The organism is Micromonospora alfalfae (assembly GCF_022230925.1).
Taxonomy (GTDB): Bacteria; Actinomycetota; Actinomycetes; order Mycobacteriales; family Micromonosporaceae; genus Micromonospora; species Micromonospora alfalfae.
In genome coordinates this window covers 272,830-292,648 of record NZ_JAKKFH010000011.1, presented here as the reverse complement: position 1 = coordinate 292,648, position 19,819 = coordinate 272,830, and the positions used below count along the sequence as shown (strand labels likewise).

The 19,819-nt window shown below is 71.1% G+C and carries 19 protein-coding genes; 14 read left to right on the top strand and 5 right to left on the bottom strand.

What is annotated here, in order from left to right:
* Positions 1-4 precede the first annotated feature (4 nt).
* Positions 5-784, bottom strand: a complete 780-nt coding sequence (locus MED01_RS12075; protein ID WP_238668606.1) for a MerR family transcriptional regulator — start codon at positions 782-784, stop codon at positions 5-7.
* 324 nt (positions 785-1,108) lie between these two features.
* On the opposite strand from MED01_RS12075, the gene MED01_RS12070 reads away from it, so the two are divergent.
* The 5 genes from MED01_RS12070 (at position 1,109) to MED01_RS12050 (ending at position 6,714) form a co-directional block, all read left to right on the top strand.
* Positions 1,109-1,471 (top strand): hypothetical protein, encoded by a 363-nt coding sequence (locus tag MED01_RS12070; RefSeq protein WP_238668605.1) that lies wholly within the window; start codon positions 1,109-1,111, stop codon positions 1,469-1,471.
* Between the two features lie 147 nt (positions 1,472-1,618).
* Positions 1,619-1,993, top strand: coding sequence for a class IIb bacteriocin, lactobin A/cerein 7B family (locus MED01_RS12065; RefSeq protein ID WP_238668604.1), 375 nt, complete (start codon positions 1,619-1,621; stop codon positions 1,991-1,993).
* A 27-nt stretch (positions 1,994-2,020) separates the two neighbouring features.
* The gene (locus tag MED01_RS12060) at positions 2,021-3,187 is read left to right on the top strand and encodes a YcaO-like family protein (RefSeq protein WP_238668603.1); all 1,167 of its coding nucleotides are present in this window, start codon (positions 2,021-2,023) and stop codon (positions 3,185-3,187) included.
* Entirely contained in the window at positions 3,180-4,577 is a 1,398-nt protein-coding gene (locus MED01_RS12055; RefSeq protein WP_238668602.1) for a TfuA-like protein, read from the top strand. Before MED01_RS12060 ends, MED01_RS12055 begins: the two co-directional genes overlap by 8 nt.
* Before the next feature lie 10 nt (positions 4,578-4,587).
* A complete protein-coding gene (locus tag MED01_RS12050; protein ID WP_238668601.1) occupies positions 4,588-6,714 on the top strand; it encodes a B12-binding domain-containing radical SAM protein in 2,127 nt (708 codons plus the stop codon).
* Positions 6,715-7,153: 439 nt separating this feature from the next.
* Here the strand turns inward: MED01_RS12050 and MED01_RS12045 are convergent, their stop codons facing one another.
* From MED01_RS12045 to MED01_RS12030, 4 genes are all read right to left on the bottom strand, one after another.
* On the bottom strand, positions 7,154-9,622 hold the full coding sequence (locus tag MED01_RS12045; RefSeq protein ID WP_238668600.1) for an FtsX-like permease family protein: 2,469 nt from the start codon (positions 9,620-9,622) through the stop codon (positions 7,154-7,156).
* A complete protein-coding gene (locus MED01_RS12040; protein ID WP_238668599.1) occupies positions 9,619-10,380 on the bottom strand; it encodes an ABC transporter ATP-binding protein in 762 nt (253 codons plus the stop codon). The genes MED01_RS12045 and MED01_RS12040 overlap by 4 nt, the downstream gene beginning before the upstream one ends.
* Before the next feature lie 111 nt (positions 10,381-10,491).
* The gene (locus MED01_RS12035) at positions 10,492-11,148 is read right to left on the bottom strand and encodes a response regulator transcription factor (protein ID WP_238668598.1); all 657 of its coding nucleotides are present in this window, start codon (positions 11,146-11,148) and stop codon (positions 10,492-10,494) included.
* A complete protein-coding gene (locus MED01_RS12030; RefSeq protein ID WP_238668597.1) occupies positions 11,136-12,359 on the bottom strand; it encodes a sensor histidine kinase in 1,224 nt (407 codons plus the stop codon). Before MED01_RS12030 ends, MED01_RS12035 begins: the two co-directional genes overlap by 13 nt.
* Before the next feature lie 167 nt (positions 12,360-12,526).
* Here MED01_RS12030 and MED01_RS12025 point away from each other — a divergent pair, with 167 nt between their 5' ends.
* From MED01_RS12025 to ptsP, 9 genes are all read left to right on the top strand, one after another.
* On the top strand, positions 12,527-12,757 hold the full coding sequence (locus MED01_RS12025; RefSeq protein ID WP_238668596.1) for a hypothetical protein: 231 nt from the start codon (positions 12,527-12,529) through the stop codon (positions 12,755-12,757).
* 404 nt (positions 12,758-13,161) lie between these two features.
* Positions 13,162-13,923, top strand: a complete 762-nt coding sequence (locus MED01_RS12020) for a DeoR/GlpR family DNA-binding transcription regulator (RefSeq protein WP_238668595.1) — start codon at positions 13,162-13,164, stop codon at positions 13,921-13,923.
* 13 nt (positions 13,924-13,936) lie between these two features.
* Positions 13,937-14,845, top strand: a complete 909-nt coding sequence (pfkB, locus tag MED01_RS12015) for a 1-phosphofructokinase (RefSeq protein WP_238668665.1) — start codon at positions 13,937-13,939, stop codon at positions 14,843-14,845.
* 59 nt (positions 14,846-14,904) lie between these two features.
* On the top strand, positions 14,905-16,065 hold the full coding sequence (gene mtlA, locus MED01_RS12010) for a mannitol-specific PTS transporter subunit IIC (RefSeq protein WP_308193458.1): 1,161 nt from the start codon (positions 14,905-14,907) through the stop codon (positions 16,063-16,065).
* Positions 16,066-16,069: 4 nt separating this feature from the next.
* Positions 16,070-16,378 (top strand): PTS sugar transporter subunit IIBC family protein, encoded by a 309-nt coding sequence (locus tag MED01_RS12005; protein ID WP_238668594.1) that lies wholly within the window; start codon positions 16,070-16,072, stop codon positions 16,376-16,378.
* Positions 16,371-16,805 carry a PTS mannitol transporter subunit IIA gene (locus MED01_RS12000; RefSeq protein ID WP_238668593.1) on the top strand — a complete coding sequence of 145 codons (435 nt, stop codon included), beginning with the start codon at positions 16,371-16,373 and terminating at the stop codon, positions 16,803-16,805. Before MED01_RS12005 ends, MED01_RS12000 begins: the two co-directional genes overlap by 8 nt.
* The gene (locus tag MED01_RS11995) at positions 16,802-17,842 is read left to right on the top strand and encodes a zinc-dependent dehydrogenase (protein ID WP_238668592.1); all 1,041 of its coding nucleotides are present in this window, start codon (positions 16,802-16,804) and stop codon (positions 17,840-17,842) included. Before MED01_RS12000 ends, MED01_RS11995 begins: the two co-directional genes overlap by 4 nt.
* Positions 17,843-17,851: 9 nt before the next feature.
* Positions 17,852-18,127: an HPr family phosphocarrier protein gene (locus MED01_RS11990; RefSeq protein ID WP_238668591.1), complete on the top strand. Its 276-nt coding sequence runs from the start codon at positions 17,852-17,854 to the stop codon at positions 18,125-18,127.
* Entirely contained in the window at positions 18,120-19,751 is a 1,632-nt protein-coding gene (gene ptsP, locus MED01_RS11985; protein ID WP_238668590.1) for a phosphoenolpyruvate--protein phosphotransferase, read from the top strand. Before MED01_RS11990 ends, ptsP begins: the two co-directional genes overlap by 8 nt.
* Positions 19,752-19,819 lie beyond the last annotated feature (68 nt).

The following is a 19,819-nucleotide window of genomic DNA, read 5'->3' as shown; positions in this document are numbered from 1 at the left end:
CCGGTCACCCGTTGTCGATGACAGTGCTGTCCTCCAGGCACACGTCCGCGTCGAGGTGGTTCTCCAGCAGCTCGGCGATGTGCGCCTCCGACTGGTTCTCCACGGCGAGCCGGAACGCCTCGGTGAGCACGTTGACCACGCCCTGGGTCAGCAACAGGGTTTCCCGGTCGAGGTCGGCCCAGGACGACCGGGCGCCGCTGCGCACCAGCTCCGGAGCGAGGGTCAGCAGCCGGGCGGTGACGGCGGCGACCAGCTCGTCAGCCACCGGCCGGAGGCTGTCCAGCACCTCGCTGAGGGTCTGCAGTGCCGGCACCGTGCCCACTCGTACCCGATGCAGGTCCAGGGCGGCGCGCAGCGGGCGTGGCCGGACGGTGCGGACGGTGCCGTCGGTGGTCCGGCCGATCACGCCGTGGCGGGTCAGCGCGTGGGCCAGCGCCGGACGGTCGGCGGTCAGGCGTTGCAGCATCGCGGTGAGCCCGTCGGGCGCCTCGTCACTGGCCCGGACCCCGAGCATCGCCTCGATGGACACCAGGTTGAAACCCTGTCGTTGCAGGGCGAGGATCGCGTCCAGTCGGCGGACGTGGGAGTCGTCGTAGAGCGCGGCCCGACCGCGCCGCACCGGCGGGGGCAGCAGCCGCCGGGCCTGGTGGGCTCGGATGTTGCGCGGCGACATCCCCACCTTGCGGGCGAGCTCGTCCACGCTGTACCCGACCGGGGCGCCGGGCGTCGTCGTCACCTCGTCGATGGTCACGGTGGCCTCCGGCAGCACTCGGTGGCGGAACACGGCAACCCCGTCGAACCGCTGTCACGCTGAACGGTCCGCCGATCGCAGCGTAGGTGTGGGGACCGGGCGGGTGACAGGCGGGGAATTGCTACTTGTCCACAGTGGTGAAACTGATTAAAATCGCCGTCCGCCGCAAGTTGCTGATTCCCAATTACCCGGCTTTCGCCGCAGCGCGACCTTTTCGCGGCCACATTCGATGAAATTCCCGCTCTCTGGGCGGACCGGGTCCACCGGTGACCCACGATGAAGCGAAACCGGTGGCCCGGAACTTCCCGCGCTGCCTGTCGCCCGCCGCCGGCGGCCGACCATCGAAGGGAGCAGGGTGTGACACCTGTCGATCGAGCGGTCTTCGTGGCCGCGTACAGCCGACTGGTCGCCGAAGTCTGGGCCGACCCGGCCAAGGAACAGGCGCTCGACCGGGACCCGCGAGGGTTCCTCGCCGGCTACGGGCTCCAACTGTCCGAGGACGTGCAGGTCCGGGTGGTTCGGGACGTCGCCGACGCCGATCCGGATCTCGAGGCGCAGGTCGAGTCGTGGCAGCAGGCGGGCACCACCGGCACTTTCGTGCTCTTCGTGCCGTCGCTGCTGCCGGTGGCTCAGACGGAACTGGCCGAGGACGAACTGGACAGCGTCGTCGCTGGCCTGGACCCCAGCTGTGCCTGCTGCTGCCCGTGCTGCTGCACCTGACACCGAAGTCAGCCACCCATTAGCTGGCGCGGCAGATTCTGATGGCAGTCAGACGGAATCATTGATTGTCGAACCTCAATTTTCGTAGCGTTCTCGCCACGACGATCACCCCCGTCTTGCAGCGACCCCCGAGGAAAGGACCGAACGATGAGCAACGACGACCAGGAATATGGCGCGAGGTTCGTGACCAAGTACTCGGAACTGGTCACCGCGGTGTGGCGCAGCGACGAGGAACTGCAGCGCCTGCTCGCCGACCCGACCGGCTACGCGACGGCGGCCGGCCTGCCGGTCGCCGCCGGCTCCCGGGTCGAGGTCGACCGCGCCCAGCCCGCCACGCTCTACACCAAGGACCAGATCGTCGCCGACTGGGCCGGCACGCCCGGCCTGCACGTGCTGCACGTGCCCGAGGTGCCGCTGGTCGACCTCAACGAGCTGACCGAGGCCGAGTTGGAGACGGTCGCCGGCGGCGTGGCCCCGATCGCCGACAACAACGTCAACATCATCGCCGTCCTCATCCTCTGAGTTCCTGACCCGCAGCCGGGAGCCTCGATGACTGACACGACCGAGACCATCGCGTTCCGATCCGGCACCTACCGGACGGCCACCGTGGAGCAGACCTGGGAACGGATCGGGGGTCTGCTCGACCGCTTCCGGATCACCCGGGTCGCCGACATCACCCGGCTCGACGAGATCGGCCTGCCGGTGCACGTCGCCTACCGGCCGGTGGGCGCCACCATGGCGGTGAGCGTCGGCACCGGCGCCACGGCGACGCAGGCCCGGGTCAGCGCGGTCATGGAGAGCATCGAGTCCTGGCATGCCGAGAACCTCCGGCCGGGGACCGTCGTCCGGTCCCCGGCCGAGGCGCTCGACCTGCCGTACGACGTCCGGTGGCTGCACCTGGCGGAACGGTCACCACTGACCCCTGCCGTCGAGCTCGACTGGGTTGCTGGCCGTGGGCTGGTGACCGGTGCGGAATGCCTGGTGCCCCGCGCCACCATCGAACTCGACTTCACCATCCGGCGTGGCTGGGACCGCGCCCTGTTCACACCCAGCAGCAACGGGCTGGCCACCGGGAACACCTTCGCCGAGGCCAGCCTGCACGCTCTGCTGGAGGTCATCGAACGTGACTGCATCGCCCCGTACTGCACCGCACCGTTGGCCGAGCGCACCTACGCCGACCCGGGCACCGCCACCAACGTGATGACCCGCACGGTGTACGAGGCGCTGGTGCGGGCCGGTTGCTGGGTGGAGGTCTGCGACATCACCAACGCTGTCGACGTCCCCTGCTACGCCGCCTCGATCTGGTCGGAGGACATGCCGGTCACCTTCGGCGGCTTCGGTTGCCACGTGGACCCTGAGATCGCCGTCGGTCGGGCCATGGCGGAGGCAGCGCAATCGCGGCTGGTCATGGTCTCCGGAGCCCGGGACGACATCGACGCCACCGCGTACCAGGACGTGGGCGGACCGCCGGTGCCGCCGCCCACCGTCGACCGGCCCGTCCGGCCGGTCCGCCGGGATTCGCCACCGGCGGGGGACGTGACCCAGGTGCTGCGCGAGCTGGCGTCGCGGGTGCAGCGGGTCACCGGCGTCGAGCCGTTCAGCGTCGACCTGACGCACGACGACATCGGCATTGCGGTGAGCAAGGTGTTCGCCCCCGGGCTGCGGATGTTCGACGAGCGTGCCCTCAGTACCCGACCGGGAGTGCCCCGTGACTGACGTCGTCTTCATAGGTCCGAGCCTCCCGGCCGACGAGGTCGGTCGTTTGCTGCCCGACGCTGTGGTGCTGCCGCCCGTCGCGCACGGCGACCTGCTCCGCCTGGACGTCGTCCCCGGCGACCGGGTCCTCATCATCGACGGGTTCTTCCTGCAACACCCGCCGGTCCGCCACCGGGAGATCCTCGACCTGCTCGACCGCGGCGTGACAGTGGCCGGCGCCGCCAGCATGGGCGCGCTGCGCGCCGCCGAGCTGTGGCCGTTCGGTATGCGTGGCGTGGGGGAGGTGTTCCGGCTCTACCGCGACGGGATCGTCACCGGCGACGACGAGGTGGCAGTCGTGCACGGGCCCGCCGAGGAAGACCACCGTGCGTTGAGCGTCCCGCTGGTGAACATCCGGGTCGCGCTGCGCCGCGCCGTCGCGGCCGGTGTGCTCAGCGACACCGAGGCTGTGCTGCTGCTGGACATCGGCCGGGACCTGCCCTTCCGGCGGCGGTCGTACCAGGCGTTGGAGCGCACCGCGCCACCCGAGGCCGCGGCCCTGATGGGCCGGTTCCTGACCTGGCACCGGCGGGACCCCCACGACGCCAAGGGCGCCGACGCACGGATGCTGCTGTCGATGGCGGCGGACAACGCGCCCGAGCTGTGCCCGGCGAACGCCGGCGACCAGCCGCTCGACAACCTGCACACCCGCTTCCTCGACAGCTGGCGCTCGCGGTTCGCCGGAGAGTCGGTCGGCGGGCACTGGGCCAGCGACCGGGAGGCCGCCGCGGTGCTGATGCTGCTGCATCCCGAGTCGGCAACCTGGCACCGGCGGTCGGTGCTGGCCGGGCTGGCCGAGGTCGACATCGGCGACCCGATGGTTGAGGAACGCGCCAGCGAGGTGGCCCGCCGACGCGGGCTGACCGGTGCGCCGCCGAGCGGGTGGGACTGGCTGACCGACCGGGAACGGGGTCTCGACGACCACGAGGCGGTGCTGCGGGTGCTGGTGCGGGCGTTCGGCACCACGCCGTACCGCAGCCTGGCGCTGTGGATGGTCGCGGCACCGCTGCGAACTCCCGCGTTACTCACCGCCGCGCGGCAGGTCGCGGCGACAGCGGCGTCGCTGAACGAAACGCTCGTCCCGCGTACGACGGGGCGTCGCCGCCCGGGTGCCCGGCTGCACTTCCGCACCGAGATCGTCGACGCGTGCTTCGCGAGGCTGTGGGGCTGTGCCGCCGACGGGCTGGAAGCGGCGGCGTGGGACCGGGGCTTCGTCGACCTCGCGGCGTTCCGGTACGCCGCCGAACCGTTTGTCGCCTACGTCAAGGCGTTCGGTGCCCCGCGACTGCCCGCGGTGGGCACGCGCGCGCAGGAGGACACCCTGGCCGTTTCAGCGGCCCGGGTCGGTTGAGGAGGAGTCGATGAGCGGCACCGTGAAGGCAGCACTGATCTACCCCCCGCTGACCGATCCCACCTCGGGATACCACTCCCTGAACTACCTCGACTCGTACGCCCGGGCACAGGGGCACCGGCCGGCGGAGATCATCGACGCCAACATCGAGGCGTTCCACCACTCGTACACCCCGTCGGCGTACGAGTGGCTGCGGCGGGAGCTGTCCCGGCTTTCGACCGAGGATCTCAGCGGCCCGGACGCGCTGATGGCCCGGGCGAACCAGCTCGGCGTGCCCGACCCGGATCCGGAGCGGCTGCGTCGGTCGATCGGGGTGCTGCAGGATCCGACCCTGTTCTACGACTACCGGCACTACCAGGACGCCGTCGAGGGCGTGATCTCCTGGATGGACGCGCTCGGCACTGTCGGGTTCCCCGGGCAGTTCCACGCCGGCTTCCGGCTGCACCCGCCGCCGATGATCTCAATCGGCTCGGTGGCCGCGCTGACCGACGAGGCGCTGCTCGCTCGGCTCAACCGGCCTTTCCTGCCCTACTACGAGGATGTGCTGATTCCACGGCTGGCCGCTGGCGGGCACCAGGTGATCGGCATCAGCGCCACCTACCAGTGGCAGTTGCCGTTCGCCCTCTGGATCGCCCGACTCGTCCGGAAGGCGTGCCCGGACGTCTTCCTCATCGCGGGTGGCACGGAGATCTCCGACGTCTGGAAGTGCGCCAGCAAACCCGAGTACGTCTTCCAGGTGCTGGCCGACTTCGACGCGATAGTGGTCGGGGAGGGGGAGAGCGCGTACACGGAGATCCTGGACGCGGTGGCGGCGGGCACGCTGCCGGCCGGGCATCCCAACGTCCGGCTGCACCCCAAGTACGGCCGCCAGCGTCAACTGCCCCTGCGCTATGAACGCCTGGCGCAGGTGCCGGTCCCGGACTTCTCCGGCCTGCCCTGGGATCTCTACCTCAGCCCGGAGCGGTTCGTCTACTATTCGCCGACCCGAGGCTGCTACTGGAACAAGTGCACGTTCTGCGACTACGGACTGAACACCGACGGTCCCACCAGCCCATGGCGGCAGGACACGGTGAGCACCATGATCGCGGACGTCACCGAGCTGTCGAAGTTCGCCAAGTTCATCTACTTCTCGGTCGACGTGCTCGCTCCCGCTACCATCCTGCGCTTCGCCGAGCAGGTCGTCGAGCGAGGGCTGGACTTCCGTTGGGGTGCCGAGATCCGGCTGGAGAAGTACTGGTCGGACGAGCGCTGCGACCTGCTGAGGCGCAGCGGCTGCGTGGCCATCTCGGTCGGTTTCGAGTCCGGTAACCAGCGCGTCCTCGACCTGATCGACAAGGGCACGAAGCCGGAACAGGCACGACGCACCATGATGGCGATGACCAAGGCGAACATCGGTGTGCAGATGATGGGCTTCACCGGCTTCCCCACCGAGACCCGCGAAGAGGCGCTGGACAGCGTCAACTTCCTGCGTGACAACCCGGACCTGTGGACCCTCGGCGGGCTCGGCGACTTCATGCTGACGCCGGGCGCCATCGTCGCCAAGGAGCCGGACCGGTTCGGCATCACCAACGTGCGGCCGGTGCAGGGATCGGACATCGTCCGGATGCTCAAGTACGACGAGCCGGTCACCGAGGCGGCGCAGGCCGAGGTTGCCCAGGCCAAGGCCGGCCTGAACCCCGGGCATTACCACCGCCCGTGGTTGGGCGCCACCGACACCCCGCACACGTTCTTCTACCACGACCGGTACGGCACCGCTGTTCGCGGCGTCCTCGCCCACGACCGGTTACGACACGACACCGACGACCAGACCGAGTTCCTCGCCAACGGCTCCTTCGTGGACCGCGACGACGAGCAGGTCTGGGAGGCGTACCGGCGAATCCGCTCCGACGAGCAGGACGGCGTCCCGGGCGACCTGCCGGCGAACCGGCACCTGTTCCGCCGAGTCGACGGTCAGGTGTTCGCCCTCAATCGCAGCAGCCGGCTGTTCCTGGATCTCTTCAGCGCGCCGCTCACCCTCGCCGAGGCGCAGCGCCGGCTCTGGATCGTCGAACCGACCGTCGCGGACCGGGTCTGGCGGACCTTCATCGGGCAGCGGCTGATCCGCCGGCATCGGCTCCCGGCCGGGCCGGCGCGGTGACCCGATCGCCAGGCGCGGCACGAGCAGACTCTGGTTAGTTGGTCAGCTGTTACCGGTCGTTGCGGGACAGCATCGAGAGGCCACCGTCGCGCGAGGTTTCGACGGTTGTGCCGACTCGACGCCGCGGTCCGATGGTGGCCGCCTGCCCAGCCGCGTCAGGTCCAACAGGGGCCGAAAGCAATCGTCACCGTCTCCGCAGGAAGGCGTAGACGATCTGAGTCGGCGTACTCGAAAAGGTCCTGCCACCCCGACAGCCGCGACTCACGCCGGGTACGCGCCGTGGACCGGTGCCCGGCCTGTCACCCAGGCGTCGGCCAAAGCCGCCGCCGCGACTTCGCCGCAGCCCTGGGCCGGTCCGTAGCTGAGACACCAGGGAGACCGTGCCGCCTCAGCGATGTCCGCGGAGGCGGCACGGTCTCCGAGATTCGAGCCTCGACGCCTACTCCTTCACACCGATGTTGTCGATCGGAGGTGCGCTGAGCAGCCGTCGGACGGGCCACACAGTGGTTGCCAGCGCCAGCAGTGTCGTGCCGCCGAGCACCGCTATCCAACCGAGCGGCGGGACGTACGGGATCGGGCTTCCGGTCAGTCCGTTGACGATCGCGCTCAGGGTCAGCGCGGCGATCGTCGCGCCGATCAGCACAGCGGTGCCGAGCAATCCGGCCTGTTCGGCCTGGACCATCCGCCGGATCTGACGGCGGGTGACACCGACCAGTTGGAGCAACGCCAACTCGCGGCGGCGGGCCAGTGCGGCCATCACCATCGTGGTGGCCGCGGCCAGGGCCGCGTAGCCCACCATCACGCCGATCAGCAGCCGGTTCAGCCAGGCGCCGAGCGCCAGATCGGTGCCGATCAGGCGGGTACGGGTGGCGGCGTCGAGAACCTGGGTGCCTGGATGCCCAGCCGACCACGTGGCCAACGCGGTGTCGGCTTCCGGGCCGGCGCTGACCAGGATCTCGTCGTCGGTGTCCCCGGCCGTGTGCCCGTCGACCGTCTCGGCAGCCAACGTGACGTCGCCGAAGCCGAGGCCACGGCCGTAGATCGCTATGACGTCCAACGTGACCGGGGTGCCGTCGCCCAGCCAGAGTTCCGCCCTGTCGCCGACGTCCCAGCCGGACGAGGACGCCTGCATCGCGGACACGGCGACGGTACCCGCGCGCAGGTCGGCCAGGTTGCCCTCGCGCACGGCAAGGTCCATTGTCGAGGTGACGCCCGCCGGGTCGACCGACTGCGCGCCGACCGGCTCGATGCCGCCCAACGCCCGCACCACCACCTGGGTACGGCGCACACCGGTGGCGGCCTGCACCCCGGTCAACTCGCGGATCTCCCGCGCTGCGTCCGCAGGCAGCCCGCCCGGTGCGACAAGTACCCGCTCGGCGAGGGTTCCCGCGCTGCTCTGCGCGGTGGTCTGCCGTTCCAGGTTGTTCTGCAGGAACCAGACCGAGCCGCCGAATCCCACGGACAGCACGAGGGCGGTCAGGACTGTCGCCATGCCCTGCGCGTTGGCCCGCAGATTGGCCGCGGCCAGGTAGCCGCTGACCCGCCACACCCGCGGCAACAACGGTGTGAGCAGACGTGCCGCGTACGCGTTGATCCTCGGTGCGAGCAGTGCCACCGCGATGACGAACAGGTACAACATGCCGGCCGCGCCGGCCTGTGCCCCGGTCGACCCGCCGGCACCGAGCGTGAACGCTCCCGAGGTGCCGGCCGCCGCCAGCGTCAGCACGCCGGCGATCAGCCGCACCCGGCCGCTCCGCCGAGGCTCGACGGCGATCTCGCCGAGCGCCTCGATCGGCTTGATCCCGGTGACCCGGCGTGCGGCGACCAACGCGGCGAGCACCGCCACGAGGACCGCCGTACCGACCGCGGCCGGCACCGCGAACAGGCCGCCGACCATCGGGAAGCTGGCCGGCACGAACCCCCGCCCGACCAGCTCGCCGTGCACCCAACGGGCCGCCAGCAGACCGGCCGGACCGCCGATCGCAGAGCCGACCAGGGCGAGCAGCGCGGCCTCGGCGACCAACATGCGACGCACCTGCCCCGGCGTGGCCGCTACCGCGCGCAGCAACGCCAGGTCACGCCGACGGTGCCGGACGGACAACCCGATCGTGCCGGCCACCACGAAGACGATCAGCAGGACGACGTACCCCCCGAAAGCTGATCCGGCCCCGACCAGCAACGTCTGGGCGGCCTGGTTCTCCGACTGCTCGAGGTTGCCACGGTCTTTCCCGACGTACGCGGTGGCGCCGGCCGCCGACGCGATCTCGCGTACCGCGTTGAGGTCGGCGCCGGGCACCATCCGCACACCGATCGCATCCACCCGGCCCGGGTGGGCGGACAACCGGGCGGCCTGCGCGTCGGTGAAGAACACCGCGGTCGAACCGGTGTCGGCGGTTCCACTCACCCGGTACGACCGCCTGACCCCGCCCACGACCAGGTCGATGCGGTCGCCGGGTGCCGCGCCGAGCCGGGTGTCGAGCAGCACCTCGTCGTCGGCCCCTGGCGCGGCACCCGTGGCGATCCGACGACCGGTGAAGGCGTACGTGTCCCAGCCGTGGCCCACGGCGGCGGGGGAGCCGATCACCACGGCGTCGTCGCCCGCGACGTCCGCGACGCCCGGCACCTGGCGGATCCGGTCCACCACTGCCGCGTCCACAGTGCCGCCCTCGGGCAGCGCGACTGTGCTCGTGGTGGTGTCGCCGAACTCCTTGAACGTGTGGCTGACGGTGCGGTTGGCGACGACCACGTCGGCCGCCGCCCAGAGCCGAGGTTCCGCGCGGAAACGCAGCCCGGACTCGACGAGGGTGCCCATCGCCACCAGGATCAGCACGCCGGCGGTCAGGGCCAGCAGGGTAGCGGCGGCGGGGCCGGCGCGGTGGCGCAGCAGACGGGCGGCGAGCCCGGTCATCGGAGGACCCGCCGATCCAGCGACGCCAGGTGCTCGGCGATACGGGCGGCTCCGAGCTGCGGAAGGTCGGCGACTATCGCACCGTCGGCCAACACGAGCACGCGGTCCGCGTACGACGCGGCGATCGGGTCGTGGGTCACCATCACCACTGTCAGGCCGTGCTCGTCCACGACCGCGCGGAGCAGCGTCAGCACCTCCGCCGCGCTGCGGGAGTCGAGAGCGCCGGTCGGCTCATCGCAGAAGATCACCTCAGGGCGGGTGGCCAGCGCGCGGGCGATCGCCACCCGCTGCTGCTGGCCGCCGGAGAGCGCGGCCGGCCGGTGGTGCAGTCGGTCGGTGAGGCCGACCCGCTCGACCACCCGGGTCAGCCAGTCCCGGTCCGGACGGACGCCGGCCAGCCGCAGGGGCAGCACGATGTTCTCCTCGACGGTGAGCGCGCCGATCAGGTTGAACGCCTGGAAGACGAACCCGATCCGGGTACGACGCAGCTCGGTCAGGCGGGTCTCGGACAGCCCGGACAGGTCGGTGCCTCCGATGACCACCCGACCGGAGGTGGGCCGGTCGAGCCCGGCCGCGGTCTGCAGCAGCGTGCTCTTGCCGGAGCCCGAGGGCCCCATCACCGCCGTGAAGGTGCCCCTGTCGAAGCCGACGTCGAGGCCCGCGAGCGCAGTCACCTGGTCACGGCCGGCGTCGTACACGCGGGTGAGGTGTTCGACGCGTACCGCCGCTTCGATTGTCTGTCCCGGATAGTCCGGCATTCTGGTGGCCTCTCTCCGTGTCATCGGCAAGAACTGCGCGCACCAGAAACGCTATTGACGTGGGAGAACGGCAACCATCCCGCGGGCTGCCAGGTCCGGGTACAGCAGGCACTACCGCCGATCGCCGTCCAGGTAACGCAGCACAGCGGTGACCCGGCGGTCGGCACTGTCGTCCGGTGACAGCTGAAGCTTCGAAAAGATGCTGCGGATGTGCTTGTGCACCGCGCCGTCGGTGACGAACAGCCGCTCGGCGATAGCGCCGTTGCCGAGCCCTTCGGCCATCAGCCCCAGCACCTCACGCTCACGCGGCGACAGCTCGCTCAGCGCCGTGTCCGTCCGGCGGTTGCGAGCGAGCAACTGCGCCACCACCTCCGGGTCGATCACGCTGCCGCCGCCCGCGACGCGGTGCAGCGCGGCGAGGAACTCCTCGACCCGGCCCACCCGCTCCTTCAGCAGATAACCGAGCCCGACGGCGCCGACCGAGAACAGGTCGGTGGCGAACGCCTGCTCCACGTACGCCGACAGGACCAGCACCGCGAGGCCGGGGCGCCGCCGCCGGGCCTCCACCGCGGCCACGATGCCCTCGTCGGTGTGGGTCGGTGGCATCCGTACGTCAACGATCGCGACGTCCGGCGCATGCTCGTCGACGGCGACCAGGAACTCGCCCGGAGTGCCGGCCGTGGCGACCACGTCCAGATCCTCCGCCCGCAGCAGCAGCGCCAGACCCTCACGCAGCAGCGGGTCGTCCTCGGCGATCACGATCCGCATGGCAGCTCCACGTCCATTCTCGTCGGCCCTCCCGGTGGGCTCGTCAGCGTCATCCGGCCGTCGTACGCCTCGACCCGCCGGCGGATACCGGTGAGCCCTGAGCCACGTGTCTCGTCCGCGTCGCCGTGCCCGTCGTCCTCGATGCTCACCAGCAGCCGGCCGCGCTCGCGGCGCACTACCACGTCCACCTGGCTCGCACCGCTGTGCCGGACGACGTTGGTCAGCGCCTCGGCCACCACGAAGTACGCGGTGGCCTCGACCGAGGCAGCGCACCGCACCGCCACGTCCACCTCCAGTCGGCAGGGCACCGCGCAGCTGCCGGCCAGGCCCGCCAGCGCGCCGGCGAGACCCCGGTCGTCCAGCACCGGCGGCAGGATCCCGCGCACCACCGTACGCAGCTCGCCGAGTGCCTGTTCCGCGGCGTCCTGCGCCTGCCCGAGGATCTCGTCGGCGCGGTCCGGATTGCGGCGCACGGCCCGCCTTGCGGCGCCCAGCAACACGTTGACCGCGACCAACCGGTTCTGGGTGCCGTCGTGCAGCGACCTCTCGATCCGGCGTAGTTCGACAGCGTGGGCGTCCAGCGCGGCAGCGCGGGTGGCGGTCAGCTCGGCTACCCGCATCGACAGGTCGACACCCGGCGGCGGAGGCAGCAGCCACCGGCCCGGCCAGGCCTGGAGACGGGCCAGTACCGGGCTGAACCAGATCGCGGCCGCCAGCCAGCCCACCCCGAGCAGGCCGACCCAGAGCGCGTCGGACAGGCCGTCGATGCGCCACCAGACGATCCCCGGCGCGGCGTCGGGGGGGACCAGCCGGTACCACAGCGGGAAGGTGGCGTCCTGCACCGCGTAGAGCGGCAGCGCGACGCCGACCAGCCCGGTCACCAGGCCGATGAGCGAGCACAGCCCGACCCAGCCGAGCTCCCGGCGCACGAAGGGATCGTGCACAGCCGTCCGCAACCCGTCCGGCACCGGACCGGGGGTGGGGATCGAGTCGCCCCAGCGGGACAGCCGGGCCCGCTCGCGGTCGGCCACCGACCGCACCGCCCGCAACGCACCGGGCGCCGCCAGCAGCCCCACCCCGCCCAGGCAGGCCACCGCGACGATCGCCGCCCAGAGCAGCGCGCCCAGCGCCAGCGTGGCGGTGCCCAGCCCTCCGACGAGGTGCTCCAGGGCGTTGACCGAGGCGCGAACCCGGCCCCGCACGTACGCCATCGACCCACCTCCTCCGCCAACATAGGCCACCGCAGGCCGCACCCGACGACGTCGGCGCGGAAGGTACAGCCTGCTGTACCACTGTCGTCGAGCTGGCGGGATCGTCCCGGCCGCGCCGCCTACCTAGCGTTGACGGCGTTGAGGAACGTTCGCCGAAGGAGGCAGTCATGACCGATCCGTACCGCATCACCGAGGCCCCGGTCGCCGCACCGAAAAGGCCGGGCGGCCTGCTGCGCCCGCTGCTGTGGTTGGTGCTCTTCGTCAGCGCGGCGGCGAACGTGGTGCTGTCGACAGCGGCGGACAACCAGTGGATCAGCTCCGGGTTCGGCCTGGTGGCGCTGCTCTGCGCGGTCGCGCTGATCGTCCACCACCGCCGTAACCGGGGGCGAGAGTCGTAGGGACACAAACCCCATCTGTCGCGCTCGATCACCGTCGCCACCTCGCGCAGGTGGTCGTTCAGGGCGCGACGGTGGAGCGGTCTTCTCGAAGCCCGCCGCAAGACGTGCACCGGCACGCCGTGCGGCGGGCTTCGCACCGAGGCTGCGCGGGAGTTCGAGTTGGCGCAGCGCGTCGGCCGATCCGACGCCGGCCGGCAAAGGTGGCGTGTTGCCGGCCGTCCGTCCGCTCTCGACGGTGACGACGGTGTCGAAGCGGCAGCGGGGTTGGGCGGTGGTGAGCCGCTTCGCCGATGTTCCGCGCGTGCTGCGAACGCCCGGTGTGGTTTTCTGTGGTCACTCTCTTGACTTCCCCTGCAACCGGGCGTAAACAAAGCACAAGCAAAACGAAACGGCGGTGAAACAACATGTACGCCGAGGAGCGGCAGCAGGAGATCCTCCGCATCGCCCGGGACGTGGGCCGCGTCGAGGTGGCTGGCCTGGCCGATGGGCTCAACGTGACGTCCGAGACGATCCGCCGCGATCTCACCATCCTGGAGCGAGCCGGGGTGCTGCGCAGGGTCCACGGTGGAGCGATTCCGGTCGAACGGCTCGGGTTCGAGCCCGCGCTGGCGGCACGTGACGCGGTGCTCATCGAGGAGAAGGAGCGCATCGCCAAACTCGCCTTGAACGAGGTGCCGGAGGAGGGCGCGATCATCCTCGACGCCGGCACCACGACCGCCCGGCTGGCGCAGCTGCTGCCGGTCGACCGGGAGCTGACCGTCGTGGTCAACTCGCCGGTCATCGCCACGACCCTCGGTACCTGTGCCAACCTCAACGTTCTGCTGCTGGGTGGACGGGTCCGCGGCAAGACCCTGGCGACCGTCGACGACTGGGCGCTGTCGCCGTTGGCGGACCTCTACGTCGACGTCGCATTCATCGGGACCAACGGCATCTCGGTCGAGCGTGGGCTGACCACGCCGGACCCGTCCGAAGCGGCGGTGAAGCGGGCGATGGTCCGTGCGGCCCGTCGCACTGTGGTGGTCGCCGACCACACCAAGCTCGGCAACGACTATCTGGCCCGCTTCGCTGAGTTGCTGGACGTCGACCTGCTCATCACCGACAGCCGTGCCGATCCCGACCTGGTCGGTGACCTGGAGTCGGCAGGCGTCCGGGCGGTACGCGCATGAGAGCGGTCCGGGCATGATCGTCACCGTCACCCTCAACCCCAGCCTCGACCGGGCCGTGGAGGTCGATTCACTCATCCGGGGCGAGGTCATCCGTGCTGCCACCGCGCACCTCGACCCCGGCGGCAAGGGCGTCAACGTATCCCGTGCCCTGCTGGCCAACGGGGTGCCGTCGGTAGCGGTGGTGCCCTCCGGCGGTGACGAGGGCAACCAGCTCATCCGCCTCCTTGAGGCGGAGGGTGTGGAGGTCCTGGCCGTGTCGATCTCCGGACGGACCCGTTCCAACATCACCCTGGCCGAGCCCGACGGCACCGTCACCAAGATCAACGAGCCTGGTCCGACAATGGGCCGTGCCGAGTTCGACGAGGTGGCCGACAGTGTGCTCGCCCGTGCCAGCGGTGCCGACTGGGTCGTGCTGTGCGGCAGCGTCCCGCCCGGCCTGCCCGCCGACGCCTACGCCCAGTTGTGCCGGAAGTTGCGTGCTGCCGACGTCAGGGTCGCCGTCGATACCAGCGGTCCCGCCCTGCGCGAGGCCGCCCTGGCCGGGGCGACAGTGCTCAAGCCCAACCGCGACGAACTGGCCGACGTGGTCGGCGCCCCGCTGAAGGACCTCGCCGATGTGGTCGATGCCGCTCAGTGCCTGCGGGCCTGGGGAGCCGGCACCGTCGTGGCCAGCCTCGGCGCCGACGGCGCTGTCCTGGTCGACGCCGAAGGAGTGCGCACCGGCACCTGTCCGGTGGCCCGGCCCCGTAGCACCGTCGGTGCCGGCGATGCGCTGCTCGCCGGGTTCCTCGCCGCGGGCGCGCAGGGTGCCGCCGCCCTCGCCGAGGGCCTGGCCTGGGGCGCCGCCGCGGTGAGCCTGCCCGGCAGCCGGATGCCCGGCCCGGCGGACCTGTTCCGCCACGACGTCACCATCCACCCCTAGCCGGACGAGCTTTTCCCCCGCGGCCGTCTGGACCGCCCCTCGATGAAGGAGATACCCCCGTGACCTCCTCTTCCTACACACCAGAGGTGAAGGGCCAGGGCCTCAGAGCCACTGTGCAACGCCTCGGCGGCTACCTGGCCGCGATGGTCATGCCCAACATCGGCGCGTTCATCGCCTGGGGCCTGATCACCGCACTGTTCATCCCGACCGGCTGGATCCCCAACGCGACACTGGCCGAACTGGTCGGCCCGATGATCAGCATCCTGCTACCGGTGCTCATCGGCTACACCGGCGGCCGGCTGGTCCACGGCCAACGCGGCGCCGTCGTGGGCGCGGTAGCGACAATGGGCCTCGTCGTCGGCGCGGACGTGCCGATGATCCTCGGCGCGATGATCATCGGCCCGCTCACGGCCTATGTCCTCAAGCTCTTCGACGGCCTGGTCGAAAACAAGATCCGTCCCGGCTTCGAGATGCTGGTCGACAACTTCAGCGCCGGCATCATCGGCGCCGCGATGGCCATCGGAGGCGTCTACGGCATCGGCCCGGTGGTCGAGTGGCTCACCAAGCAGGCCGGCGCGGGCGTCGACTGGCTCGTCGGCAAGGACCTGCTGCCGCTGACCTCGGTGCTCGTCGAACCCGCCAAGGTGCTCTTCCTCAACAACGCCATCAACCACGGCGTGTTCGGCCCGCTGGGCATCGCCGAGGCGGCCGACAAGGGCAAGTCGATCCTGTTCATGATCGAGTCGAACCCCGGTCCCGGCCTCGGTCTGCTGCTCGCCTTCATGGTCTTCGGCCCCCGCGCGCTGCGCCCCAGCGCCCCAGCCGCGATCATCGTGCAGTTCCTCGGCGGCATTCACGAGATCTACTTCCCGTACGTGCTGATGAAGCCGAAGCTGATCCTCGCCATGATCGCCGGGGGCGCGGCCGGCGTCGGCACCTTCGTGATCACCGGTGCGGGCCTGGTCGCCACCCCCTCGCCGGGCAGCATCTTCGCCTACCTCGCGGTCACCCCCAAGGGCGGCCACTTCGGAGTCATTCTCGGCGTCGTGGTCGCCGCCGCGGTCACCTTCGCGGTCGCCTCGGCCCTGCTCGGCTTCGGGCGCGGCGAGCCCGCCGCGGACGCTGTCGGCCCTGACGAGGAGACGGCTGTCCGCCCAGAGCAAGAGGGGGCTGTCGAGCCCGACGAGACCCTCGACAAGTCGGCGAAGCAGGAGGTCTGAACAGATGCCCACAATCAACGGCACCGAGATCAGGAAAGTCGTCGTCGCCTGCGACGCCGGCATGGGCAGCAGCGTGATGCTGGCCAGCCAACTCCGGCGGCAACTGTCAAAGAACGCCGTGACCGTCGAGCACACGCCGGTCAACTCGATCCCGACGGACGCGGACGTGGTCATCTGCCACCAGGGTCTCGCCGCGCGGGCCAGGGTCAGCGCACCCGACACGGTGATCGTGCCGATCCAGGTGTTCATCGGCGACCCTGCCGTCACCAGGGTCGTGAACGCGGTGCAGCGCGGTGGTGAGCTGAGTGGCTGAGCTGCTGGCCCGTGACGCGATCCGGCTCGACGAGCGGGCCCGATCGCGGGACGAGGCGATCCGCCGCTGCGGCGCGGTACTCGTCGAGGTCGGCGCGGTCGCCCCGGCGTACGTGGACGCGATGCTCGCCCGCGAGCAGAGCGTCTCCACCTACATCGGCGAGGGCGTCGCCATCCCGCACGGCACCCTGAGCAGCAAGGAATCGGTCCAGCGCGACGCCCTCGCGGTGCTGCGCTTCCCCGACGGCGTCGACTGGGACGGCTTCGACGTGCGGGTCTGCGTGGCCATCGCCGCAGCCGGCGACGGGCACGTGGACATCCTCGCCCAGCTCGCCTCGGTGCTGATGGACCCGGCGCAGGCGCAGCGGCTACGAGAGTCGACGAGCGCCGATGACGTGATCACTATCCTCGAAGGGAAGCCCTCGTGAAGGTCGTCCGATTCCACGCACCCGGTGACGTCCGCATCGAGGACGCGTCCGAGCCCACGCCGGGGCCCACCGACGTGAAGATCCGCGTCCGCGCATGCTCCACCTGCGGCACCGACGTGAAGATCTCCCGCTTCGGCCACCACCACATCGCCCCGCCGCGCGTCATGGGCCACGAGATCGCCGGCGAGATCACCGAAGTCGGTGCCGACGTCACGGGCTGGCGGCCGGGGGACCGGGTCCAGGTCATCGCCGCCATCCCGTGCGGTACCTGCGCCGAGTGCCGGCGTGGCCGGATGACGGTGTGCCCCAACCAGGTGTCGATGGGCTACCACTTCGACGGCGGGTTCGCCGAATACGCTGTCGTGCCGCACAACGTCCTCGCCGTCGATGGGCTCAACCGGATCCCCGAGGGACTCAGCTTCGCCGAGGCGTCCGTCGCCGAGCCCCTCGCCTGCGTCCTCAACGGCCAGAACCTCGCCGGTGTGGGCGAGGGCGACGACGTGGTGGTGGTGGGCTCCGGGCCGATCGGCTGCCTGCACGTCCGCCTGGCCCGCTCGCGCGGCGCGGCCCGGGTGTTCCTCGTCGACCTCAACCGCGAACGCCTCGACCTGGCCGCCAACCTGGTGCAGCCGGACGCGGCGATCTGCGGCGCCGAGACCGACGTCGTCGACGCGGTCCTCAAGCTCACCGAGGGCCGGGGCGCCGACGTCGTCATCACCGCCACGGCCGCCGGCGCCGCCCAGGAGCAGGCGGTGCAGATGACCGCGCGGCAGGGCCGGATCAGCTTCTTCGGCGGCCTGCCGAAGGACAAGCCGGTCATCTCGCTGGACTCCAACCTCGTGCACTACCGCGAACTGACCATCGTCGGTGCCAACGGCTCCAGCCCGGAGGACAACAAGGAAGCGCTGCGACTCATCGCCAACGGCTCCGTGCCGGTCGCCGACCTCATCACCCACCGTCTGCCGCTCGACCGCACCCTCGACGCCTTCGGCATCGTGGCGCGCGGCGAAGCGATCAAGGTGACGATCGAACCGTAGGAGGATCCGTTGCCCACCAGAACAGTCCTCGTCGGCTCCGCCAGCGGGCTGCACGCCCGCCCGGCGGCGCTGTTCGTCGCCGAGGCGGCGAAGCAGCCGGTGCTGGTCACCATCCGCACCAGCGACAAGAAACCCGTGCCGGCCCGCAGCATGCTCGGTGTGTTGTCGCTCGGCGCCAAGAAGGGCACCGAGGTCACACTGGAGGCCGACGGCGACGATGCGCAGGCCGCCGTCGACATCCTGGCCGACCTCCTCGAACGTGACCTGGACGCCGTCGATGCGTGAACTGCGGGGGATCGGGGCCAGCCCCGGTGGTGCGGCGGGGCCGGTCTACCGGCTGGCCCCGCCTCCGACAGTGCCGCCGTTGGCGGAGAACGTTGATCCCGAAGCCGAGAAGGCGACCGTCCGGGCCGCTGTCGTCGCCGTCGCCGCCGACCTGACCCGTCGCGCCGACACCGTCCTGGAAAAGACCGCCGCCGAGGTCCTGCGCGCGCAGGTCATGATGGCGCAGGACGAGACGCTCATCGACGCCGCTGACATCGCCATCGACGGCGGTGCCGACGCGCCGCACGCGCTCACCGACGTGCTCGCCGGGCACCGGGCCGCCTTCGAAGCCGCAGGCGGGTACCTCGCCGAGCGGGTCAGCGACCTCGACGACCTGCGGGACCGCCTCGTCGCGGCGTGCCTGGGACAGCCGATGCCGGGCGTGCCGGACCCCGGCCATCCGTACCTGCTCATCGCCCGCGACCTGGCGCCCGCCGACACCGCCGGCCTCGAACCGGGTCTGGTGCTGGGCCTGGTCACCGCCGAGGGCGGACCGACCAGCCACACCGCGATCCTGGCCCGGACACTCGGAATCCCGGCCGTGGTCCGCTGCGCGGGCATCCTGGACGTGGCCGACGGCGCGCTGGCCAGTCTCGACGGCGCGAGCGGCGTCGTGGTGGCCGGCGTCTCCGCCGACACGGTGACCACTGTCAACGCGGACCGGCTCGCGGAGATCGAACGCCGCACCCGCTCCCAAGGCCCCGGGCGGACCGCCGACGGCCATCCCGTCGCGCTACTGGCCAACATCGGCTCCGCCCGCGACCTCACCGGCGAGGTGGAAGGCGTCGGCCTGTTCCGCACCGAGCTGCTCTACCTCGACCGCAGCGACCCGCCGCCGTACGAAGAACAGGTCGCCGCGTACCGCGACGTCTTCGCCGCGCTGCCCGGCCGCAAGGTCGTCGTGCGCACCCTCGACGCCGGTGCCGACAAGCCACTGCCGTTCCTGCGTCTGGCCGCTGAACCCAATCCCGCGCTGGGCATCCGCGGTCTGCGGGTCGCACGGCAGACACCGTCCGTGCTGAGTACGCAGTTGGCGGCGATCGCGGCGGCGGCCGCTGCGACGGACGCCGACGTGTGGGTGATGGCGCCGATGGTCGCCACTGCGGCGGAGGCGGCATCGTTCGCCGGGTCCTGTGGTGAGCACGGCCTGCCGATGGCCGGCGTGATGATCGAGGTGCCGGCCGCGGCCCTGCGCGCCGGCCAGGTGCTGCGCCATGTCGACTTCCTCAGCGTCGGCACCAACGACCTCAGCCAGTACACGTTCGCCGCCGACCGCATGTGCGGTGACCTCGCTGACCTGCTCGACCCGTGGCAGCCCGCGTTGATCGCGCTCCTCGCCTCCTGCGCGGCAGCCGGCGTCGAGGCGGGCAAGCCGGTCGGTGTGTGTGGAGAGTCCGCAGCGGATCCCGCCTTCGCGCTGGTGCTGGCAGGCCTCGGCATCACCAGCCTGTCCATGGCACCCCGCAGCATCCCGGCGGTGCGCGAGTCCCTGGCCGCGCACACCCTGGCCGAGTGCCGCCAGATCGCCGAGGCGGCCCTTGCCGCTCCCAGCCCGGAGGCAGCCCGGGCGGCGGCCGGCGCTTAAGTACCAGCTCCGGTTGGGCGACGGCCTTCCCGTGCGGTGAGCCGGTCATCGCCAGACTGTGACGCAGC

Coding starts and splice junctions, on each gene's coding strand:
- MED01_RS12035 (WP_238668598.1), bottom strand. CDS start 11,148: ATGCGGATCGTGATCGCCGAGGACGACCCGCTGCTGCGTGAGGGTCTG.
- MED01_RS12020 (WP_238668595.1), top strand. CDS start 13,162: ATGTACGCCGAGGAGCGGCAGCAGGAGATCCTCCGCATCGCCCGGGAC.
- MED01_RS12045 (WP_238668600.1), bottom strand. CDS start 9,622: ATGACCGGGCTCGCCGCCCGTCTGCTGCGCCACCGCGCCGGCCCCGCC.
- pfkB (WP_238668665.1), top strand. CDS start 13,937: ATGATCGTCACCGTCACCCTCAACCCCAGCCTCGACCGGGCCGTGGAG.
- MED01_RS12040 (WP_238668599.1), bottom strand. CDS start 10,380: ATGCCGGACTATCCGGGACAGACAATCGAAGCGGCGGTACGCGTCGAA.
- MED01_RS12065 (WP_238668604.1), top strand. CDS start 1,619: ATGAGCAACGACGACCAGGAATATGGCGCGAGGTTCGTGACCAAGTAC.
- MED01_RS12060 (WP_238668603.1), top strand. CDS start 2,021: ATGACTGACACGACCGAGACCATCGCGTTCCGATCCGGCACCTACCGG.
- MED01_RS12030 (WP_238668597.1), bottom strand. CDS start 12,359: ATGGCGTACGTGCGGGGCCGGGTTCGCGCCTCGGTCAACGCCCTGGAG.
- ptsP (WP_238668590.1), top strand. CDS start 18,120: ATGCGTGAACTGCGGGGGATCGGGGCCAGCCCCGGTGGTGCGGCGGGG.
- MED01_RS12025 (WP_238668596.1), top strand. CDS start 12,527: ATGACCGATCCGTACCGCATCACCGAGGCCCCGGTCGCCGCACCGAAA.
- MED01_RS12005 (WP_238668594.1), top strand. CDS start 16,070: ATGCCCACAATCAACGGCACCGAGATCAGGAAAGTCGTCGTCGCCTGC.
- MED01_RS12050 (WP_238668601.1), top strand. CDS start 4,588: ATGAGCGGCACCGTGAAGGCAGCACTGATCTACCCCCCGCTGACCGAT.